This is a genomic window from Streptomyces sp. NPDC058955, from assembly GCF_042741435.1.
Taxonomy (GTDB): domain Bacteria; phylum Actinomycetota; class Actinomycetes; order Streptomycetales; family Streptomycetaceae; genus Streptomyces.
This window is the reverse complement of record NZ_JBHYKM010000084.1, coordinates 19,755-36,734: the sequence shown is the minus strand read 5'-3', so window position 1 is coordinate 36,734 and position 16,980 is coordinate 19,755. Positions and strand designations below refer to the sequence as shown.

Sequence of the window (16,980 nt, the reverse complement as noted above, 5' to 3'; positions counted from 1 at the left end):
GGCCCGGTCCGGCTGGACCGGGCCCCTCCGCGCGTCCCGGGGCTCAGACGGCCGGTGCCGGGCCCGTGGAGCCGCGGGGGACCAGCTCGACGGGCAGGACGTCCGCCCGGGCCGGTTCGCCCGCCAGGACGGCGAGGAGGGCCTCCATGCCGCGGCGGCCGAACTCCTGGGCGGGGAGGCGGACGGTGGTGAGCTCCGGCTCGACCGCGGTCGCCAGCGCCATGTCGTCGAAGCCGGTGACGGACAGGTCCTCCGGGACGCGCAGGCCGAGGCGCCGGGCGGCCTTGCAGACGCCGGCGGCGAGGATGTCGTCGTCGCAGATCACCGCCGTGGGGCGGGGCCCGGGGGCGGCGAGGGCGGCCTCGGCGGTCTCCCGCGCGGCGGCGACGGTCAGCGGCGCCCGGACGGTCCGCACCTCGGCTCCGCGCAGTGCCCCGGCGAGCGTGGCGGCCCGGACGTCGAAGGTCCAGGAGGGCGCCGCCGACGCCAGGTGCAGGAAGCGGCGGTGGCCGAGGGCCAGCAGGTGGGCCGTGACCAGCCGCATGCCCTCGGCGACGTCGAGGTTGACGTGCGCGGCGGCGCCGGGGCCCGCGGGGTCGCTGTCGAGCATGACGAGGGGCAGGTCGCTGCCGCGGAACGCCTCCAGGGCGTCGGTCGCCATCGAGGAGGCCAGCACGCCGTCCAGGGCGGCCTGGGCCGAGGCGAAGGGGTCGCGGGCCGGGCCGAGGCCGTCGGGGGAGGGGTAGAGCACGACGCCGAAGCCGTGGTCGGCGGCGACCGCCGCCGCGCCGGTGTACACGTGGGCGAAGAACTCGTTGGTGAGGGCGGGCACGACGAGCAGGGCGGTGCGGGTGCGCCCGAGGCGCAGGTTGCGGGCGGCGAGGTTGGGCCGGTAGCCGAGCTCGCGGGCGGCAGCCCGGACGGTGTCGGCGGTGCGCTCCGAGACCCGCCCGCGCCATTTGTCGCCGAGGACGAGGGAAACGGTGGCCTGTGACACCCCGGCGGTACGGGCCACGTCCCGGCTGGTGGGGCGGGCGCCGGTACTGGGCTCGGGGGTGTGCACGGGGCCTCCGCGGGGGCGTGTCCGGCCGGTCGCCGGGTCGGTGACGAGGGGCGCCGGGTGGACCGGCGTACCGCCGCCATGGTACGTATGACCTCGGACGTTATACGTAAAACCTCGGCGTGAGCCGACGGAGGGGAGACCCGCATGGCCACGGCGCACGGCGGCTACCGCGACATCCTGCGGGCGCCACACGCGCTCCGCCTGCTCACCGGCACCCTGGTCGGCCGGCTGCCCAACGGCACCGGCCCCGTCGCCATGACGCTCTTCGTCCGCGACCAGGGCGGCGGCTACACCCTCGCGGGCGGCCTCGTCGCCGCCTACGGCCTCGCCAACGCCGTCGGACAGCCCCTCCTCGGCCGGGCCGTCGACCTCAAGGGCCAGCCGCGCGTCCAGCTGCCCGCCGCCGTCCTCTCCGCCCTCGGCATGGCCCTGTTCGCCCTCGTCGGCATCGGCAGCCTCCCCCTCGCCTACGCCGCCGTCGTCCTCGCCGGGTTCTTCACCCCGCCCCTGGAGGGCGGCCTGCGGGCCCTCTGGCCGAGCGTCCTCGGCCGCGAGGACCGGGTCCACCGTGCGTACGCCCTCGACGCCGTCGCCCAGGAGGTCATGTTCACCGTCGGCCCGCTCCTGGTGACCCTCCTCGTCGCCCTCTGGTCGCCCGCCGCCGCCCTCCTCGTCATCAACCTCATCGGCGTGCTCGGCGCCCTCTCCGTGGTCCTCTCCGCCCCCTCCCGCGCCTGGCGCTCCGCGCCCCGCGAGGCCCACTGGCTCGGCGCGCTGCGCTCGCCCGGGCTGCTCGCCCTGCTCGGCTCGTTCTTCTTCGTCGGCCTCGCCCTCGGCTCCATCACGGTGGCCGCCGTCGCCTACGCCGACGATCGCGGCACCCCCTCCGTCTACGGCTGGCTGATGGCCGCCCTCGGCCTCGGCGCCCTCTTCGGCGGCGTGCTCTACGGCGCCCGCCAGTGGGCCGGCGCCCCGGAGCGCCGGCTCCGCGTCCTGGTCGCCCTGCTCGCGCTCTGCTACCTGCCGTTGACGCTCACCCCGGGACCGGTCGCCATGGCCGCCCTCTCGGCCCTCGCCGGCGTCTTCCTCGCCCCCGTCCTGGCCTGCGCCTTCATCGTGGTGGACCGGCACGCCCCGGCGGGCACCGTCACCGAGGCGTTCTCCTGGCTGGTCACCACCTTCGGCGTCGGCGCCGCCCTGGGCTCGGCCGCCGCCGGACCCGCCGTCGAACTCGCCGGAACCGTCGCCGGATTCGCCGTGGCCGGCGCCGGCGGCCTGGTCGCCCTCCTGGTGCTGCTGGCCACCGGCCGGGTGCTGAACGACCCCGACGCGCCCGGCCGCCGCACGCGACACGCCGCGAGCGGGGGCGCCGCCACCGCCGTACACACCGAAAAGAACGCCCTCTGATCGGAAAATGATCGAAACGGGAACGTCCAACCCGGTTTCAGCACAGGCCGTCAGGCGTAATGTTCAGACATGGACCGCCGCATTTTCGGGCTGGAGAACGAGTACGGCGTCACGTGCACGTTCAGGGGACAGCGCCGACTGTCTCCTGACGAAGTGGCGCGGTACCTCTTCCGCCGAGTCGTGTCATGGGGCCGCAGCAGCAATGTCTTCCTGCGGAACGGCGCCCGCCTGTACCTCGACGTGGGTTCGCATCCGGAATACGCCACACCGGAATGCGACGACGTGATCGAACTCGTCACCCACGACAAGGCCGGCGAGCGCATTCTCGAAGGTCTTCTCGTGGACGCCGAACGCCGCCTGCACGAGGAGGGAATCGCGGGCGACGTCTATCTCTTCAAGAACAACACGGACTCCGCCGGAAACTCCTACGGCTGCCACGAGAACTACCTCGTCGCCCGCCACGGGGAGTTCTCCCGCCTCGCGGACATCCTCATCCCGTTCCTGGTCACGCGTCAGCTGATCTGCGGCGCGGGCAAGGTCCTGCAGACCCCGCGCGGCGCCGTCTACTGCGTCTCCCAGCGTGCCGAGCACATCTGGGAGGGCGTCAGCTCCGCCACCACCCGCTCCCGGCCCATCATCAACACCCGGGACGAGCCGCATGCCGACGCGGAGCGCTACCGCCGCCTCCACGTCATCGTCGGCGACTCGAACATGTCCGAGACGACCATGCTCCTCAAGGTCGGCGCCACCGACCTCGTGCTGCGCATGATCGAGGCCGGCACCGTGATGCGCGACCTGACCCTGGAGAACCCGATCCGGGCCATCCGCGAGGTCAGCCACGACATCACCGGACAGCGCAAGGTGCGCCTGGCCAGCGGCCGCGAGGCGTCCGCCCTGGAGGTGCAGCGCGAGTACTTCGAGAAGGCGTCCGACTTCGTCGACCGGCGCGGCATCCGCTCCGGCACCGTCGCCCAGGTCCTCGAACTGTGGGGCCGCACCCTCGACGCGATCGAACAGGAGGAGCTGGACCGCATCCAGACGGAGATCGACTGGGTGATGAAGTACAAGCTCATCGAGCGCTACCGCGCCAAGCACAACATGACCATGTCGAACCCGCGGGTCGCCCAGATAGACCTCGCGTACCACGACATCCACCGCCGCCGCGGGCTCTACTACCTGCTCCAGAAGAACGGGCAGGCGGCGCGGATCTGCAACGACGTGAAGATCTTCGAGGGCAAGTCCGTGCCCCCGCAGACCACTCGGGCCCGGCTCCGCGGCGACTTCATCCGCCGCGCCCAGGAGCAGCGCCGGGACTTCACCGTCGACTGGGTCCACCTCAAGCTCAACGACCAGGCGCAGCGCACGGTCCTGTGCAAGGACCCGTTCCGCTCGGTCGACGACCGGGTGGAGAAGCTGATCGCCGGAATGTAGGACGATCACAAGAGCAGGTCGGGGCCCCGCGCGGACGACGTGCGGGGCCCTGGACGTCACGGGCGGGTCCCCTAGAGTGTCCGGACAACTACCGTGCCGTCTGAGATCTGAGGAACACGTGCGCCGACTTGCCGGCCTTCTCGTCGTCCCACTGCTGCTGCTCACCACAGCGGCGTGCGGCAGCGACACCAAGGGCTCCGATAACGCCTCGATGACCAACGGGCTGCCCGCCATCACCGCGGGCCAGAAGTTCGGCGAGAAGCCGACCCTCTCCAAGGGCGAGGGCGACCCGCCGAAGGAACTCAAGGTCAACGTCATCAGCGAGGGCGACGGCCCGGTGACCAAGGACGGCGACGCCCTCCAGGTCAACTACCTCGGTCAGACCTGGGACTCCACCACCCCCTTCGACAACAGCTTCGACCGGGGCGAGCCGTTCACCCTCACCCTCGGCGCCGGCCAGGTCATCAAGGGATGGGACCAGGGCCTGAAGGGCCAGAAGGTCGGCAGCCGCCTGGAGATCGGCATCCCGCCGGAGCTCGGCTACGGCGAGCAGGGCTCCCCGCCCAGCATCAAGGGCGGCGCCACCCTGGTCTTCGTCGTCGACATCCTGAAGGCGACCACCATCCCGAAGTCCGCCGAGGGCACCGTCGTCGCCCAGGAGAACAAGGACCTGCCCAAGGTCGGCACCAACACCGACGGCAAGGCCCCCTCGCTGACCGTGCCCAAGACCGACGCGCCCAAGGCGCTCGTCTCCAACTACGTCATCGAGGGCAAGGGCGAGGCCGTCAAGGCCACCGACACCCTGACCGTCCAGTACCAGGGCGTGCTCTGGAAGGACGGCAAGAAGTTCGACAGCTCCTACGACCGCGGCGCCCCGGCCACCTTCCAGCTCGCCGGCGTCATCCCGGGCTGGACCAAGGGCCTGGAGGGCAAGAAGGTCGGCAGCCGCGTGCTGCTCGTCGTCCCGCCGGCCGACGGCTACGGCGACAAGGCCCAGGGACCGATCCCGGCCAACTCGACCCTCGTCTTCACCGTGGACATCCTGGCCAAGCAGTAGCCGGTTCCCGCGCGACCCGGCCCGCCGCGAGGTAGGTTGTCCGGGTCGCGCGGGCCATCGTCCGCGCGGTTTCACCCGTATGAGGAGCACACTGCAGTGAGCATCGAGAAGCCCGAGGTCGACTTCCCGGGCGGCGAGCCGCCGGCCGACCTGGAGATCAAGGACATCTGGGAGGGCGACGGCGCGACCGCCGCCGCCGGGGACACGGTCAAGGTCCACTACGTCGGTGTCTCCTTCAGCACCGGTGAGGAGTTCGACGCCTCCTGGAACCGCGGCGAGGCGCTGGAGTTCCCGCTCGGGGCCGGCATGGTCATCGCGGGCTGGGACCGGGGTGTCCAGGGCATGAAGGTCGGCGGCCGCCGCCAGCTGGTCATCCCCGCGCACCTCGCCTACGGCGACCGCGGCGCCGGCGCCAAGATCGCCCCCGGCGAGACGCTGATCTTCGTCTGCGACCTGGTCGGCGTGAAGAAGCCCTGACCGGCTCAGCGCCCCCGACCGAGGGCCCCCGCCTCCGCGGCGGGGGCCCTCGGCTTTTGTCCGGACACCCCGGGGCGGTACGGTCGGACGTCCGAGAACGGAACCGGGGAAGAGGGTGCAGGGCGTCCATGGCGATTGCCAAGGCCGAGCGGCTCATGAATCTCGCGCTGTGCCTGCTCGGGACGCGCCGCGCGCTCAGCAAGCGCGAACTGCGCGGCTCCATCGAGGCGTACCTGGAGGCCAGCGGGGACGAGGCCTTCAACCGCATGTTCGAGCGGGACAAGGACGACCTCCGCGAGCTCGGCCTGGTCATCGAGACCGTCGAGAACCTCGACGGCGAGACCGGCTACCTCGCCCGCCGCGACTCCAACCGCCTCCCGCCCATCACCCTGGACGCCGAGGAGGCCGCCGCGCTCGGCCTCGCCGCCCGGGTCTGGCAGCAGGCCCGCCTCGCCGGCGCCGCCAGCGGAGCCCTCCAGAAGCTCCGCGCCGCCGGCATGCCGGAGGCCGAGGACACGTACGAGATCCAGCCCAGCGCCCTCGAACCCCGCATCCCGGTCCACGAGGCCGCCTTCGAGCCGCTGATGCTCGCCTGCCGCGACCGGCGCCCCGTCTCCTTCGAGTACCGCAAGGCCAACGCCGCCCGCCCCGAGCCCCGCCAGGTCGAGCCCTGGACGCTGGAGTGCTGGCGCGGCCACTGGTACCTGGCCGGCTGGGACCGCGACCGCGGCGCCGAGCGCGTCTTCCGCCTCTCCCGCATCACCGGCAAGGTCCGTTCCCGGGCCGGCGCCTTCACCGCGCCCGTGCCCGACGCCGTCACCGTCCGCGAGACCGTCGAGAGCTGGGCGGGGGAGACCGCCACCCGCTCCGCCCGGATCCGGCTCCGGGCCGGCTGCGGCTACCCGCTGCGGGCCCGGGCCACCGAGACGAGCGAGGGCGCCGACGGCTGGTACGAGCTGGAGATCCCGTACGGGCACGGTCTCGACGCCTGGCTCGTCGAGTTCGGCCCCGACGTCGTCGTACTGGAACCGGCCGACCTGCGGGCCGATGTGGTGGAGCGGCTGCGCGCCGTCGCCAAGGGCTGAGGGGAAGACGAACCGCATGGCTGCCAACGCGATCGACCAGACGAGGCGGATGCTCTCCCTCGTCACCTACCTCCGCGAGCGTCCCGGCGCCCACGTCGCCGACGTGGCCCGTGCCTTCGGCATCACCGAGGACGAGCTGATCTCCGACCTCGACGTGCTGCCCATGTGCGGCACCAGCTTCCGGGGCGGCGACCTGCTCGACATCGACACCGACGGCGACCGGATCTGGTGGCACAACCCGGACGACGTCGCCGAGCCGCTGCGGCTCGCCGCCGACGAGGCCACCGCGCTGCTCGTCGCCGCGCGCGCCGTCGCCACCCTGCCCGGGCTGCGCGAGGGCGACCGGGACGCGCTGGTCCGCGCCACCGCCAAGCTGGAGGCCGCCGCCGGCGAGGCGGCCGGCGCCAGCGCCCGCCTCTCGGTCACCTTCGAGTCCGAGGGCGGCGTCTTCGCCGAGGTCGACCGGGCCATCTCCGAGCGCAAGCGGCTCTGGGTGCGCTACTACTCGCCGGCCCGCGACGAGCTCACCGAGCGCGAGGTCGACCCCATCCGCCTCTTCGCCGTCGGCCACACCTACATGGAGGCGTGGTGCCGGCTGTCCGAGGCGCGCCGCACCTTCCGGCTGGACCGGGTGGCCGAGATCCGGATCCTGGAGGAGGCCGCCGCGCCGCCGGAGCTGGAGCTGCGCGACCTCTCCGAGGGGCTGGTGCAGCCCTCGGCCGACGACCCCGAGGTGGTGGTCGAGGTCGGCCCCGGCGGCCGCTGGGTCGCCGAGTACTACCCGCACGACCGGGCCGACGAGCTGCCCGACGGCGGTCTGCGGATCACCCTGCGCACCCCCGACCCGGCCTCGCTGAAGCGGCTCGCGCTGCGGCTGGGCAGCGACGGGCGGATCGTCTCGCCCGCCGGGCTCGCGGACAGCGCCCGGGAGGCGGCGACGGCCGCGCTCGCCGCGTACGAGGGCGTGTGAGCCGTCCCCGGTCCAGATGGTTCCCGGTAGTTCCACGCGGTCCCAGGCGGTCCCAGGCAGTTCCGGTCAGTTCCAGGCAGTTCGAGACAGTTCGAGACAGGGAGAGTTGAGCGACATGTCCGTGATGCCCGGCTTGTCGGTGAGTCCGGTGCTCTTCAAGGCCGCCTGCCCCGACTGCCGCTGCCGCTTCGAACTCGCCGCCGGCGCCCTGCGCCTGGCCATCGGAGCCAGCCGCCGCACCACCTTCTACTCCTTCACCTGCCCCGAGTGCGGCAGCGCCGTCCGCAAGCCCGCCGGCGAACGCATCGTCGAACTCCTCACCGGCGGCGGCGTCCGCACCCTCCGCCTCCACACCACCGCCTGACCCGCACCCCACCCCCAACGACTAGGCTCGGCCCATGCTCTGGCCCATGCTCGCGATCGCCCTCGGCTTCCTCGGTCTCGCCGTCCTCGGCGTCCTCGCCGTCAAGGTCTTCCTGGAGGTCCGGCGCCTCGGCCGCCAAGTGGCCGTCACCACACAGCGCATCCAGCGCGCCGCCGAGGACCTGGAGACCGCCGCCACCGGACTGGCGCGAACCGGCCGTTCCCTGCCCTGAGTCGGGCCCCCCGACCCGCTCCGATCCGGCCTGATCAGGGCCCCTCGGACGCAATCGCGAGTATGCACGGGCATTGCCCGACGTTTACTCCTGCGGGTTACGATCGCAGACAGCGCGGTGGCCGGACGCATGTCCGACCGGCCGGGCACGCACCCATGCCGCCTCGGTGAGAAGAGAGACCACAGCCATGTTCCGTCAGATCGGTCCCCTTGAGATCAGCCTCATCCTGCTGGTCGTCGTGCTCCTCTTCGGTGCCAAGAAGCTCCCGGAGATGGCGCGCTCCCTCGGCAAGTCGGCCCGCATCCTGAAGAGCGAGGCGAAGGCCATGAAGTCGGAGGGCCAGGAGTCCGCCCCCGCCGAGGCCCCCGCCGAGCAGGCCGCCCCCGCCCAGCGCACCATCAAGGCCGCCCCCGGCGACGTCACCGGCGGCCGCCCCGTGACCGAGGCGTCGGACACCACCCAGCGCTGACCCACCCCGCCCGGCGGCCCGACCGCCGCCCCGCACGTACGCCGCCCAGCGGCCTGCCCGCACGAGATGAGGACGTGGGTTGCCCAAGTCTGCCCGCATGAAGAAGGAGAAGGATCCCGAGGGGCGGATGCCACTCGCCGATCACCTCCGTGAGCTGCGCAATCGCCTCGCCAAGGCGATGCTGGCGGTCGTCGTCGCCTCCGTGGTGGCGGCGTTCTTCAGCCAGCAGCTGATGGACCTTCTGGCGTCCCCCGTACCGAAGTGCCCCCCGGACAGCTCCCTGTCCGCGAACACCGGCGGACGCTGCGTCGTCATCGCCTACCAGTCCATGCTCTCCCCCTTCACCTCCACGGTGAAGGTGATCATGCTGGCCGGCCTCATCGGCTCCAGCCCGGTCTGGCTCTACCAGCTCTGGGCCTTCGTCGCGCCCGGGCTGCACAAGAGCGAGAAGAAGTACACGTACTGGTTCGCCTCCGTCGCCGTGCCCCTCTTCGTGGCCGGCGCCTACACGGCGTACGTGATCATGCCCGTCAGCGTGCGCGTCCTCATCAGCATCACGCCCGACGTCGCCTCGAACTTCCTCTCCCTCGACGACCTCCTGGACTTCACCACCAGGATGGTCCTCGTCTTCGGCCTCGCCTTCGAACTGCCCCTGCTGCTGATCATGCTCAACCTCACCGGAGTGGTCACCGGCAAGCGCATGGCCGGCTGGTGGCGCGCCATGGTGATGGGCACCTTCGTCTTCGGCGCCGTCGCGACGCCCTCCACCGACCCGCTCGGCATGATCGCCCTCGCCGGACCGATCATCGTCCTGTACTTCATCGCCGTCGGCTTCTCGCTCCTCAACGACAAGCGCCGCGCCCGCCGCGACCCCGACGCCCAGCTCTCCGACGACGAGGCGTCCGTCCTCGACCACACCCCCGAACCCGTCGGCGCCCTCGACCCCGTCCCCGCCGCCCACGCCCTGCCCGAGCAGGCCACCGGCGACACCGACGGAGCCCGCGCCCACCGCACCGGCGGCTACGACGACATCACCTGACGCCACCCGGCGTCACCGGCGGTCACCCCTCGTCACCGCCGCCCGCGAGGTCCCCCGGACGCCGTCCGCGGGGACCTTCGCCGTCCCCGGCCACCGCGCACGGCCCTCCATAAAGATCGCGTGGCTGTCAGAGGGGGCGGGTAGGCTCGATGACAAGATGACAGAGGACCTCACCCCAGCCGAGGCGTACGCGGCCGCACGCGCGCGCAACGCAGAGCAGGCCACCGCACTGGCCCCCTTCCGAGAGATGTACGAGTTCGGCCTGGACCCCTTCCAGATCGAGGCGTGCGAGGCTCTCGAAGCGGGCAAGGGCGTGCTCGTCGCCGCCCCCACGGGCTCCGGCAAGACCATCGTCGGCGAATTCGCCGTCCACCTCGCCCTCACCCAGGGCCGCAAGTGCTTCTACACGACCCCCATCAAGGCGCTGTCGAACCAGAAGTACGCCGACCTCGTCAAGCGGTACGGCCCCGACAAGGTCGGCCTCCTCACCGGCGACAACAGCGTCAACGGCGACGCGCCGATCGTCGTCATGACCACCGAGGTCCTCCGCAACATGCTCTACGCGGGGTCCCAGGCCCTCTCCGGCCTCGGCTACGTCGTCATGGACGAGGTCCACTACCTCTCCGACCGCTTCCGCGGCGCCGTCTGGGAGGAAGTGATCATCCACCTCCCCGAATCGGTCACCCTCGTCTCCCTCTCCGCCACCGTGTCCAACGCCGAGGAGTTCGGCGACTGGCTCGACACCGTCCGCGGCGACACCGACGTCATCGTCTCCGAAGAGCGCCCCGTCCCCCTCTGGCAGCACGTCCTCGCCGGCCGCCGGATGTACGACCTCTTCGAGGAGGAGACCGACCACGGCGGCCGCGGCGCCGCCCGCCGCGAGGTCAACCCCGACCTCCTCCGCCTCGCCCGCACCGAGAACTCGCGCACCTACAACCCCCGCGACCGCCGCCGCGGCAAAATGGTCCGCGAAGCCGACCGCGAGCGCGAGCGCCGCCAGCGCTCCCGCATCTGGACCCCCGGCCGCCCCGAGGTCATCGAACGCCTCGACGCCGAGGGACTCCTCCCCGCCATCACCTTCATCTTCAGCCGCGCCGGCTGCGAAGCCGCCGTCCAGCAGTGCCTCTACGCCGGCCTCCGGCTCAACGACGACGCCGCCCGCCTCCGCGTCCGCGAGATCGTCGAAGCCCGCACCGCCGCCATCCCCGACGAGGACCTCCACGTCCTCGGCTACTACGAGTGGCTGGAAGCCCTGGAGCGCGGCATCGCCGCCCACCACGCCGGCATGCTCCCCACCTTCAAGGAGGTCGTCGAGGAGCTCTTCGTCCGCGGCCTCGTCAAGGCCGTCTTCGCCACCGAGACGCTCGCCCTCGGCATCAACATGCCCGCGCGCACCGTCATCCTGGAGAAGCTCGTCAAGTGGAACGGCGAGCAGCACGCCGACATCACCCCCGGCGAGTACACCCAGCTCACCGGACGCGCCGGCCGCCGCGGCATCGACGTCGAGGGCCACGCCGTCGTCCTCTGGCAGCGCGGCCTCGACCCCGAACACCTCGCCGGCCTCGCCGGCACCCGCACCTACCCGCTGCGCTCCAGCTTCCGGCCCTCCTACAACATGGCCGTCAACCTGGTCGACCAGTTCGGCCGGCACCGCTCCCGGGAACTCCTGGAGACCTCCTTCGCCCAGTTCCAGGCGGACCGCTCCGTCGTCGGCATCTCCCGCCAGGTCCAGCGCAACGAGGAGGGCCTGGCCGGCTACCGCGAAGGCATGACCTGCCACCTCGGCGACTTCGAGGAGTACGCGCGGCTCCGCCGCGACCTCAAGGACCGCGAGACCGAACTCGCCAAGCAGGGCGCCGCCCAGCGGCGCGCCCAGGCCGCAGCCTCCCTGGAGAAGCTGAAGCCCGGCGACGTCATCCACGTGCCCACCGGCAAGTTCGCCGGCCTCGCCCTCGTCCTCGACCCCGGCATCCCCGCCGGCCGCACCAACGGTCACCGGGGCTTCGAGTACCACGACGGCCCCCGGCCCCTCGTCCTCACCGCCGAACGGCAGGTCAAGCGCCTCGCCTCCATCGACTTCCCCGTCCCGGTGGAGGCCCTGGAGCGGATGCGCATCCCCAGGACCTTCAACCCCCGCTCCCCGCAGTCCCGCCGCGACCTCGCCTCCGCACTGCGCTCCAAGGCCGGGCACATCAACCCCGAACGGCACCGCAAGCAGCGCTCCGGCGCCGCCGACGACCGCGAGATCGCCCGCCTGCGCGCCGCCCTCCGCGCCCACCCCTGCCACGGCTGCGACGAGCGCGAGGACCACGCCCGCTGGGCCGAGCGCTACCACCGCCTCCAGCGCGACACCAAGCAGCTGGAGCGGCGCATCGAAGGCCGGACGAACACCATCGCCCGCACCTTCGACCGGATCGTCGCGCTCCTCACCGAGCTCGACTACCTCCGCGCCGACGAGGTCACCGACAACGGCAAGCGGCTCGCCCGCCTCTACGGCGAACTCGACCTGCTCGCCAGCGAATGCCTCCGCGAAGGCGTCTGGGAAGGACTCGACCCCGCCGAGCTCGCCGCCTGCGTCTCCGCCCTCGTCTTCGAGGCCCGGCAGGCCGACGACGCCGTGGCGCCCAAGGTGCCCGGCGGCCGGGCCAAGGCGGCACTCGGCGAGATGGTCCGCATCTGGGGCCGCCTCGACGGCCTGGAGGAGGAGTTCAAGATCAGCCAGGCGGACGGCGTCGGCCAGCGCGAGCCCGACCTCGGCTTCGCCTGGGCCGCCTACCAGTGGGCCTCCGACAAGAGCCTCGACGAGGTGCTGCGCGAGGCCGAGATGCCCGCCGGCGACTTCGTCCGCTGGTGCAAGCAGGTCATCGACGTCCTCGGCCAGATCGCCGCGGCGGCACCCAAGGAGAACAGCACGGTCGCCAAGAACGCGCGCAAGGCCGTGGAATCCCTCCTGCGCGGCGTGGTGGCCTACAGCTCCGTCGGCTGACACACCCTCACATCACCCTGGAAGGGCCCGTGGTGGACACACCACGGGCCCTTTCCGCACGAACCCCCGCGTTGTCCACAGGCGGTTGTCCACAGGGCTGGCGCGAGACCCGAGCCGTCCGCTTGCATGGACCCACACACAGCGAAAGCCAGTGGGGGAGGGGACGAACGTGACCACGCACGTCGGCACCGGGACCGGGATCACCATCGCCGAAGGACCACGCGGAGTGCCGCTCCTCGGCAACCTCCCCGCCTTCGGCAAGGACCCCCTCGCCTTCTTCGAACGGCTCCGCGAGCGCGGCGACTTCGTCCGCTGGCGCTTCGGCCCCAGCCCCGCCCTCTTCATCGCCCACCCGGACGCCATCGGAGAACTGCTCACCGAGGTCGAGAACACCTTCGACCAGCCCGACCTGGGCATCGCCATCCGCACCCTGCTCGGCAACGGCGTGGTCGTCACCAAGGGCCGCGACTGGCGCCGCAAGCGCTCCCTGGTCCAGCCGTCCGTCCGCCCCAAGCAGGTCCGCTCCTACGCCGCCACCATGGCGGAGTGCGCCGTCGCCCTCGCCGACCGCTGGACCGACGGACAGCGCATCGACATCAAGAAGGAGATGGCCGCCCTCACCCAACTCATCGCCGTCCGCACCATCTTCGGCACCGACACCGCCGCCGACGCCGAGGCCATCGGCCAAGCCATGGACGTCGCCCAGCACGAGATCGGCGCCGAACTCAGCGGCATCGGAGCCCTCCTGCCCGACTGGATCCCGACCCCCGGGCGCGCCCGCATCAAGCGGGCCACCGCCGTCATCGACGCCGAGGTCTCCCGCATCGTCTCCCGCCACCGCGACGGCGGCGAGGACCGCCCCGACCTCCTCAGCCGGCTCCTCACCGCCCGGGACGAGACCGGCGCCCACCTCTCCGACCGCGAGATCCGCGACGAGACGGTCACCCTCTACATCGGCGGCCACGAGACCACCAGCTCCACCCTCGTCTGGGCCTGGTACCTGCTCTCCCGCAACGAGAAGGCCAGGCGGACCCTCACCGAGGAACTGGACCGCGTCCTCGCCGACCACGAGCCCGGCCACGACGACTACGCCTCCCTCCCCTACGCCCAGGCGGTGATCAAGGAGACCCTCCGCCTCTACCCCACCATCTGGCTCCTCACCGGCATCGCCAAGGAGGGCGCCACCCTCGGCGGCACCCCGATCCCGCCCGGCACCCGCGTCTGGTCCAGCCAGTGGGCCACCCACCGCGACCCCCGCTGGTACGCCGACGCCGACACGTTCCGCCCCGAGCGCTGGCTCACCGACGCCACCGACGCCGAGGGTCGGCCGGCGGAGAAGATCCCCGAATACGCCTGGTACCCCTTCGGTGGCGGCCCCCGCGTCTGCCTCGGCACCCGCTTCGCCCTCGTCGAGGCCGTCCTCGTCCTCGCCGTCCTCGCCCGCCGCTACGACCTGGACGTGGAACCCGAGGAGATACGCCCGGTCCCGAGCCTCACCCTCCAGCCGGACCGAGAGGTCCGCGCCACGGTCCGCGCCCGCGGCCGGGGGTGAGGCGACTCACCTGGAGCGGCTGAGCCCGGTCACGAGCCCGCGGCGAGAGCGCGCGCCAGCGCGCGCAGTTCGTCCGCGCCGAGGACCCGGCCGCCGAAGCCGGGGAGCGGGACGTGCAGCGTGGCCGTCCAGCGGTCCGGGATCGCCCCGGCGCCGTGGACGGCGCCCGCCAGCATCCCGGTGACCGCCGCGACCGTGTCCGTGTCCCCGCCGAGGTCGACGGCGGCCGCCAGGGCCTCCTCGAAGGTCCCGGTGGTGCGCAGCGCCCACACGGCGGAGCCGAGACAGGGCCAGACGGCGCCGTTGAACTCCGTCGCGTCCTCCGGCCGCCAGCCGGACGCCAGGACGGTGGCCCAGCGCTCCCGGTGATCCGGGTCGACCTCGGCCAGGGCCTCCGGGATCGCGGACGGCGGGTCCCCGCCGAGCAGGGCGACCCGGACCAGTTCGTGCAGGAGGGCGGTGCCCTCCCAGGCGGCCCGGTGCCCGTGGGTGAGGGCGGCGAGCCGGCGGCCGGCCTCCATGGTGGCCGCGCGGCCCCGGGGAGCGAAATGGACGGCGGACGTGGAGGCCCGCATCAGACAGCCGTTGCCCGCGCCGCGGCCCTCCACCTGGAAGTCCAGGGCGGCGGCCAGGTCCCACGTGTCGTCGCCCAGCAGGACCCGTTCCGTCTGAAGACCGATGTCCTTGGGCTCCGCCGCCGCCCAGCGCCGGAACCGGTCGAACACGTCGGGCAGATCCAGCCCGCCGCGTTCGAGCAGCGACTCCCCGACGAGCACGGCCATCTGCGTGTCGTCCGTGGCCTCGCCCGGATCCCAGCCGCCGCCCCCGCACAACTCTCCCGCGCCGTCCGGGAATCGCTCGCGGAAGGCGCCGGGAAGGCCGAACTCGAAGGGCGCGCCCAGGGCGTCGCCGACGGCGGAGCCGAGGACGGCGCCCACGGCGCGGTCGAGTGAGGTCATGGCGTCAGGGTAGGCGGCGGGGCCGGGGCCGGGGCCGGGGCCGGGGCCGGGGCGTGGGGCGTGGGGCTAGGAGGGGTGGGAGGGGTGGGTGGGGGAGGGGGAGGGGGAGGGGGGAGCCCCCCGGAGGGAGAGGGTGGTGGCCGTTGCCGTGAGGATCGCGATCGTGGCCGCCGCGGTGAGGGTGGTGGTGTCGGGGTGGAGGAGGGGCTGGCCTCGGAGGGCCTGCCAGGTGAGGAGGGCGAAGGTGGCGGTGTAGGCGGCGGAGGCGGTGAGGACCAGGCGGAGGCGGACCCGGGGGTCGGCGAGGCGGGGGAGGCGGGGGGCCAGGGCGGTCAGGGCGAGGAGGAGCAGGGGCAGGAGCTGGAGGGCGTGCATGCCGAAGAAGTGGGCGATGCGCAGGTCTCCGCCGGTGGAAGCCCAGCCGGTGACCGGGAGGGAGGGGCCGCCGTCCGGGACGCCGACGCTGTGGGCGCCGACGATCGGCGGGTCGTCGGCGGTGCGCTGCTCGGGAGTGGGCTGGACCATCAGGAAGCCGACTGCGGCGCCGGCCAGCGCGATGAGCGAGGAGAGGCGGACGGCCCAGGCGGTGGCGGGGTCGAGGAGGCGGGTGCGGAGCAGGAGGACGGCGATGACCAGGGCGCTCAGCCAGAGGACGACGACGGTGAGGCCCATGGCCTGGAAGACGGCGGCGTCGAAGGGGGTCTCCTGGTTGAAGTGGCTCTGCCTGCCGCGGACGACCTGCAGGGTGATCAGGACCATCTCCAGGGCGCTGGTGGCCATGACGAGGGTGCCGGCCCACCAGCCCGCGCGCTTTCCGCGCGGCAGCAGGCTCAGCATCCAGGCGAGCGACAGGCTGTAGGCGACGAACGAGACGGCGAACTTGAAGGGCTTGGACCAGATCGGGGCGCCGACGAGGGTGCGGTCGTCGATCAGGATTCCGCCCGCGCTGACGACCGCGAAGACGGCCATCGCCGCGGCGAACCAGAGGAGGGGCCGGTGCAGGCGGCCGTCCGGGGGCGGGGGCGGGGGCGGGGCGGTGGAGGTGGACGCGGGCATGGGTGTGCGCGTGGACATACGGATCCCCCCGTTGTCGTTATGGATAGTGGCGCTTACCGCTATCTGATAGTGCCACTATCTATGATGGAGGGGAGTCCGGCAAGGCCGTAGAGGCAGGGGAAAGGTGAACACGCGGTGCGCATCGGTGAGTTGAGCCGCAGGACCGGGGTCTCGGTGCCCACGATCAAGTTCTATGTGCGGGAGGGACTGCTCCCGGCCGGCCGGCTGACGAGCCCGAACCAGGCCGCGTACGAGGAAGCGCATGTACGGCGGCTCCGCCTGATCCGCGCCCTGATCGACGTCGGCGGCCTGTCCGTGGCGGCCGTGCGTGAGGTGATCGCCGCCGTCGACGACCCCGGCCGGCCCGTCCACGACCTGCTCGGCGAGGCGGCCGTGCGCATGGTGCCGCGTTACGGCGGCGAGCCCGAGGAGGACGACCGGCTGGTCGAGGCGCGGGAGCGGGTCGCCGCGCTGATCCGGGAGCGCGAGTGGCGCTGCTTCCCCGGCAATCCGGCGGCCGAGGCGCTGGCGGTCGCGCTCGCCGCCCTCGGCTCCGTCGGGCACGAGCGGTTCGGCGAGGTGCTCGGCGCCTACGCGGACGCGGCCGAGCGGGTCGCCCGGGCCGACCTGGACTACGTCGCCCACCACGTGGCCCGTGAGGAACTGGTCGAGAGCGTCGCCGTCGGTACGGTCCTCGGCGACGCGCTCTTCGGCGCCCTCCGCCGACTCGCCCAGATCGACGCCTCGGACCGCCTCTTCGGCGGCAAGGGCAAGAGCGAGAGTGAGGTGGGGGCGGGGTGAGAACGGGGGAGGGGCGGGAGCCGTCGTCGGCT

At 72.7% G+C, this 16,980-nt stretch carries 16 protein-coding genes; 13 read left to right on the top strand and 3 right to left on the bottom strand.

The features are described from left to right. Positions 1-43: 43 nt before the first annotated feature. On the bottom strand, positions 44-1,063 hold the full coding sequence (locus ACFW1I_RS26895) for a LacI family DNA-binding transcriptional regulator (protein WP_384674650.1): 1,020 nt from the start codon (positions 1,061-1,063) through the stop codon (positions 44-46). A gap of 144 nt (positions 1,064-1,207) precedes the next feature. Here ACFW1I_RS26895 and ACFW1I_RS26890 point away from each other — a divergent pair, with 144 nt between their 5' ends. From ACFW1I_RS26890 to ACFW1I_RS26835, 12 genes are all read left to right on the top strand, one after another. Further along, complete coding sequence (locus tag ACFW1I_RS26890) at positions 1,208-2,470, top strand: MFS transporter (protein WP_384674648.1); 1,263 nt, start codon at positions 1,208-1,210, stop codon at positions 2,468-2,470. A 69-nt stretch (positions 2,471-2,539) separates the two neighbouring features. Beyond that, the gene (gene pafA / locus ACFW1I_RS26885) at positions 2,540-3,901 is read left to right on the top strand and encodes a Pup--protein ligase (protein ID WP_031013984.1); all 1,362 of its coding nucleotides are present in this window, start codon (positions 2,540-2,542) and stop codon (positions 3,899-3,901) included. Positions 3,902-4,019: 118 nt separating this feature from the next. Next, positions 4,020-4,958: an FKBP-type peptidyl-prolyl cis-trans isomerase gene (locus ACFW1I_RS26880; RefSeq protein WP_384674646.1), complete on the top strand. Its 939-nt coding sequence runs from the start codon at positions 4,020-4,022 to the stop codon at positions 4,956-4,958. A 96-nt stretch (positions 4,959-5,054) separates the two neighbouring features. Continuing rightward, on the top strand, positions 5,055-5,435 hold the full coding sequence (locus ACFW1I_RS26875) for an FKBP-type peptidyl-prolyl cis-trans isomerase (RefSeq protein WP_384674644.1): 381 nt from the start codon (positions 5,055-5,057) through the stop codon (positions 5,433-5,435). 128 nt (positions 5,436-5,563) lie between these two features. Then, positions 5,564-6,520, top strand: a complete 957-nt coding sequence (locus ACFW1I_RS26870) for a helix-turn-helix transcriptional regulator (protein ID WP_384674643.1) — start codon at positions 5,564-5,566, stop codon at positions 6,518-6,520. A gap of 16 nt (positions 6,521-6,536) precedes the next feature. After that, positions 6,537-7,490 (top strand): YafY family protein, encoded by a 954-nt coding sequence (locus tag ACFW1I_RS26865; RefSeq protein ID WP_031013988.1) that lies wholly within the window; start codon positions 6,537-6,539, stop codon positions 7,488-7,490. Between the two features lie 115 nt (positions 7,491-7,605). Continuing rightward, entirely contained in the window at positions 7,606-7,854 is a 249-nt protein-coding gene (locus tag ACFW1I_RS26860; RefSeq protein WP_384674641.1) for a hypothetical protein, read from the top strand. Positions 7,855-7,888: 34 nt separating this feature from the next. Further along, the gene (locus ACFW1I_RS26855; RefSeq protein WP_031013990.1) at positions 7,889-8,086 is read left to right on the top strand and encodes a hypothetical protein; all 198 of its coding nucleotides are present in this window, start codon (positions 7,889-7,891) and stop codon (positions 8,084-8,086) included. 187 nt (positions 8,087-8,273) lie between these two features. After that, positions 8,274-8,555 carry a Sec-independent protein translocase subunit TatA gene (gene tatA, locus ACFW1I_RS26850; RefSeq protein WP_384674638.1) on the top strand — a complete coding sequence of 94 codons (282 nt, stop codon included), beginning with the start codon at positions 8,274-8,276 and terminating at the stop codon, positions 8,553-8,555. A gap of 127 nt (positions 8,556-8,682) precedes the next feature. Further along, on the top strand, positions 8,683-9,594 hold the full coding sequence (gene tatC, locus ACFW1I_RS26845; RefSeq protein ID WP_384674658.1) for a twin-arginine translocase subunit TatC: 912 nt from the start codon (positions 8,683-8,685) through the stop codon (positions 9,592-9,594). 157 nt (positions 9,595-9,751) lie between these two features. Then, positions 9,752-12,580 carry a DEAD/DEAH box helicase gene (locus ACFW1I_RS26840; RefSeq protein ID WP_384674636.1) on the top strand — a complete coding sequence of 943 codons (2,829 nt, stop codon included), beginning with the start codon at positions 9,752-9,754 and terminating at the stop codon, positions 12,578-12,580. A gap of 169 nt (positions 12,581-12,749) precedes the next feature. Next, positions 12,750-14,132: a cytochrome P450 gene (locus ACFW1I_RS26835; protein WP_384674634.1), complete on the top strand. Its 1,383-nt coding sequence runs from the start codon at positions 12,750-12,752 to the stop codon at positions 14,130-14,132. Positions 14,133-14,161: 29 nt separating this feature from the next. Here the strand turns inward: ACFW1I_RS26835 and ACFW1I_RS26830 are convergent, their stop codons facing one another. Further along, complete coding sequence (locus ACFW1I_RS26830) at positions 14,162-15,091, bottom strand: ADP-ribosylglycohydrolase family protein (RefSeq protein WP_384674632.1); 930 nt, start codon at positions 15,089-15,091, stop codon at positions 14,162-14,164. Between the two features lie 66 nt (positions 15,092-15,157). Beyond that, a complete protein-coding gene (locus ACFW1I_RS26825) occupies positions 15,158-16,060 on the bottom strand; it encodes a hypothetical protein (RefSeq protein WP_384674656.1) in 903 nt (300 codons plus the stop codon). 222 nt (positions 16,061-16,282) lie between these two features. Here ACFW1I_RS26825 and ACFW1I_RS26820 point away from each other — a divergent pair, with 222 nt between their 5' ends. Then, complete coding sequence (locus tag ACFW1I_RS26820; protein ID WP_384674630.1) at positions 16,283-16,948, top strand: MerR family transcriptional regulator; 666 nt, start codon at positions 16,283-16,285, stop codon at positions 16,946-16,948. Positions 16,949-16,980: the final 32 nt, after the last annotated feature.

Excerpts from the sequence above, each read along its gene's own strand:
- ACFW1I_RS26890 (WP_384674648.1), top strand. The coding sequence starts at position 1,208 with ATGGCCACGGCGCACGGCGGCTACCGCGACATCCTGCGGGCGCCACAC.
- pafA (WP_031013984.1), top strand. The coding sequence starts at position 2,540 with ATGGACCGCCGCATTTTCGGGCTGGAGAACGAGTACGGCGTCACGTGC.
- ACFW1I_RS26870 (WP_384674643.1), top strand. The coding sequence starts at position 5,564 with ATGGCGATTGCCAAGGCCGAGCGGCTCATGAATCTCGCGCTGTGCCTG.
- ACFW1I_RS26865 (WP_031013988.1), top strand. The coding sequence starts at position 6,537 with ATGGCTGCCAACGCGATCGACCAGACGAGGCGGATGCTCTCCCTCGTC.
- ACFW1I_RS26860 (WP_384674641.1), top strand. The coding sequence starts at position 7,606 with ATGTCCGTGATGCCCGGCTTGTCGGTGAGTCCGGTGCTCTTCAAGGCC.
- ACFW1I_RS26855 (WP_031013990.1), top strand. The coding sequence starts at position 7,889 with ATGCTCTGGCCCATGCTCGCGATCGCCCTCGGCTTCCTCGGTCTCGCC.
- tatA (WP_384674638.1), top strand. The coding sequence starts at position 8,274 with ATGTTCCGTCAGATCGGTCCCCTTGAGATCAGCCTCATCCTGCTGGTC.
- tatC (WP_384674658.1), top strand. The coding sequence starts at position 8,683 with ATGCCACTCGCCGATCACCTCCGTGAGCTGCGCAATCGCCTCGCCAAG.
- ACFW1I_RS26840 (WP_384674636.1), top strand. The coding sequence starts at position 9,752 with ATGACAGAGGACCTCACCCCAGCCGAGGCGTACGCGGCCGCACGCGCG.
- ACFW1I_RS26830 (WP_384674632.1), bottom strand. The coding sequence starts at position 15,091 with ATGACCTCACTCGACCGCGCCGTGGGCGCCGTCCTCGGCTCCGCCGTC.
- ACFW1I_RS26825 (WP_384674656.1), bottom strand. The coding sequence starts at position 16,060 with ATGGCCGTCTTCGCGGTCGTCAGCGCGGGCGGAATCCTGATCGACGAC.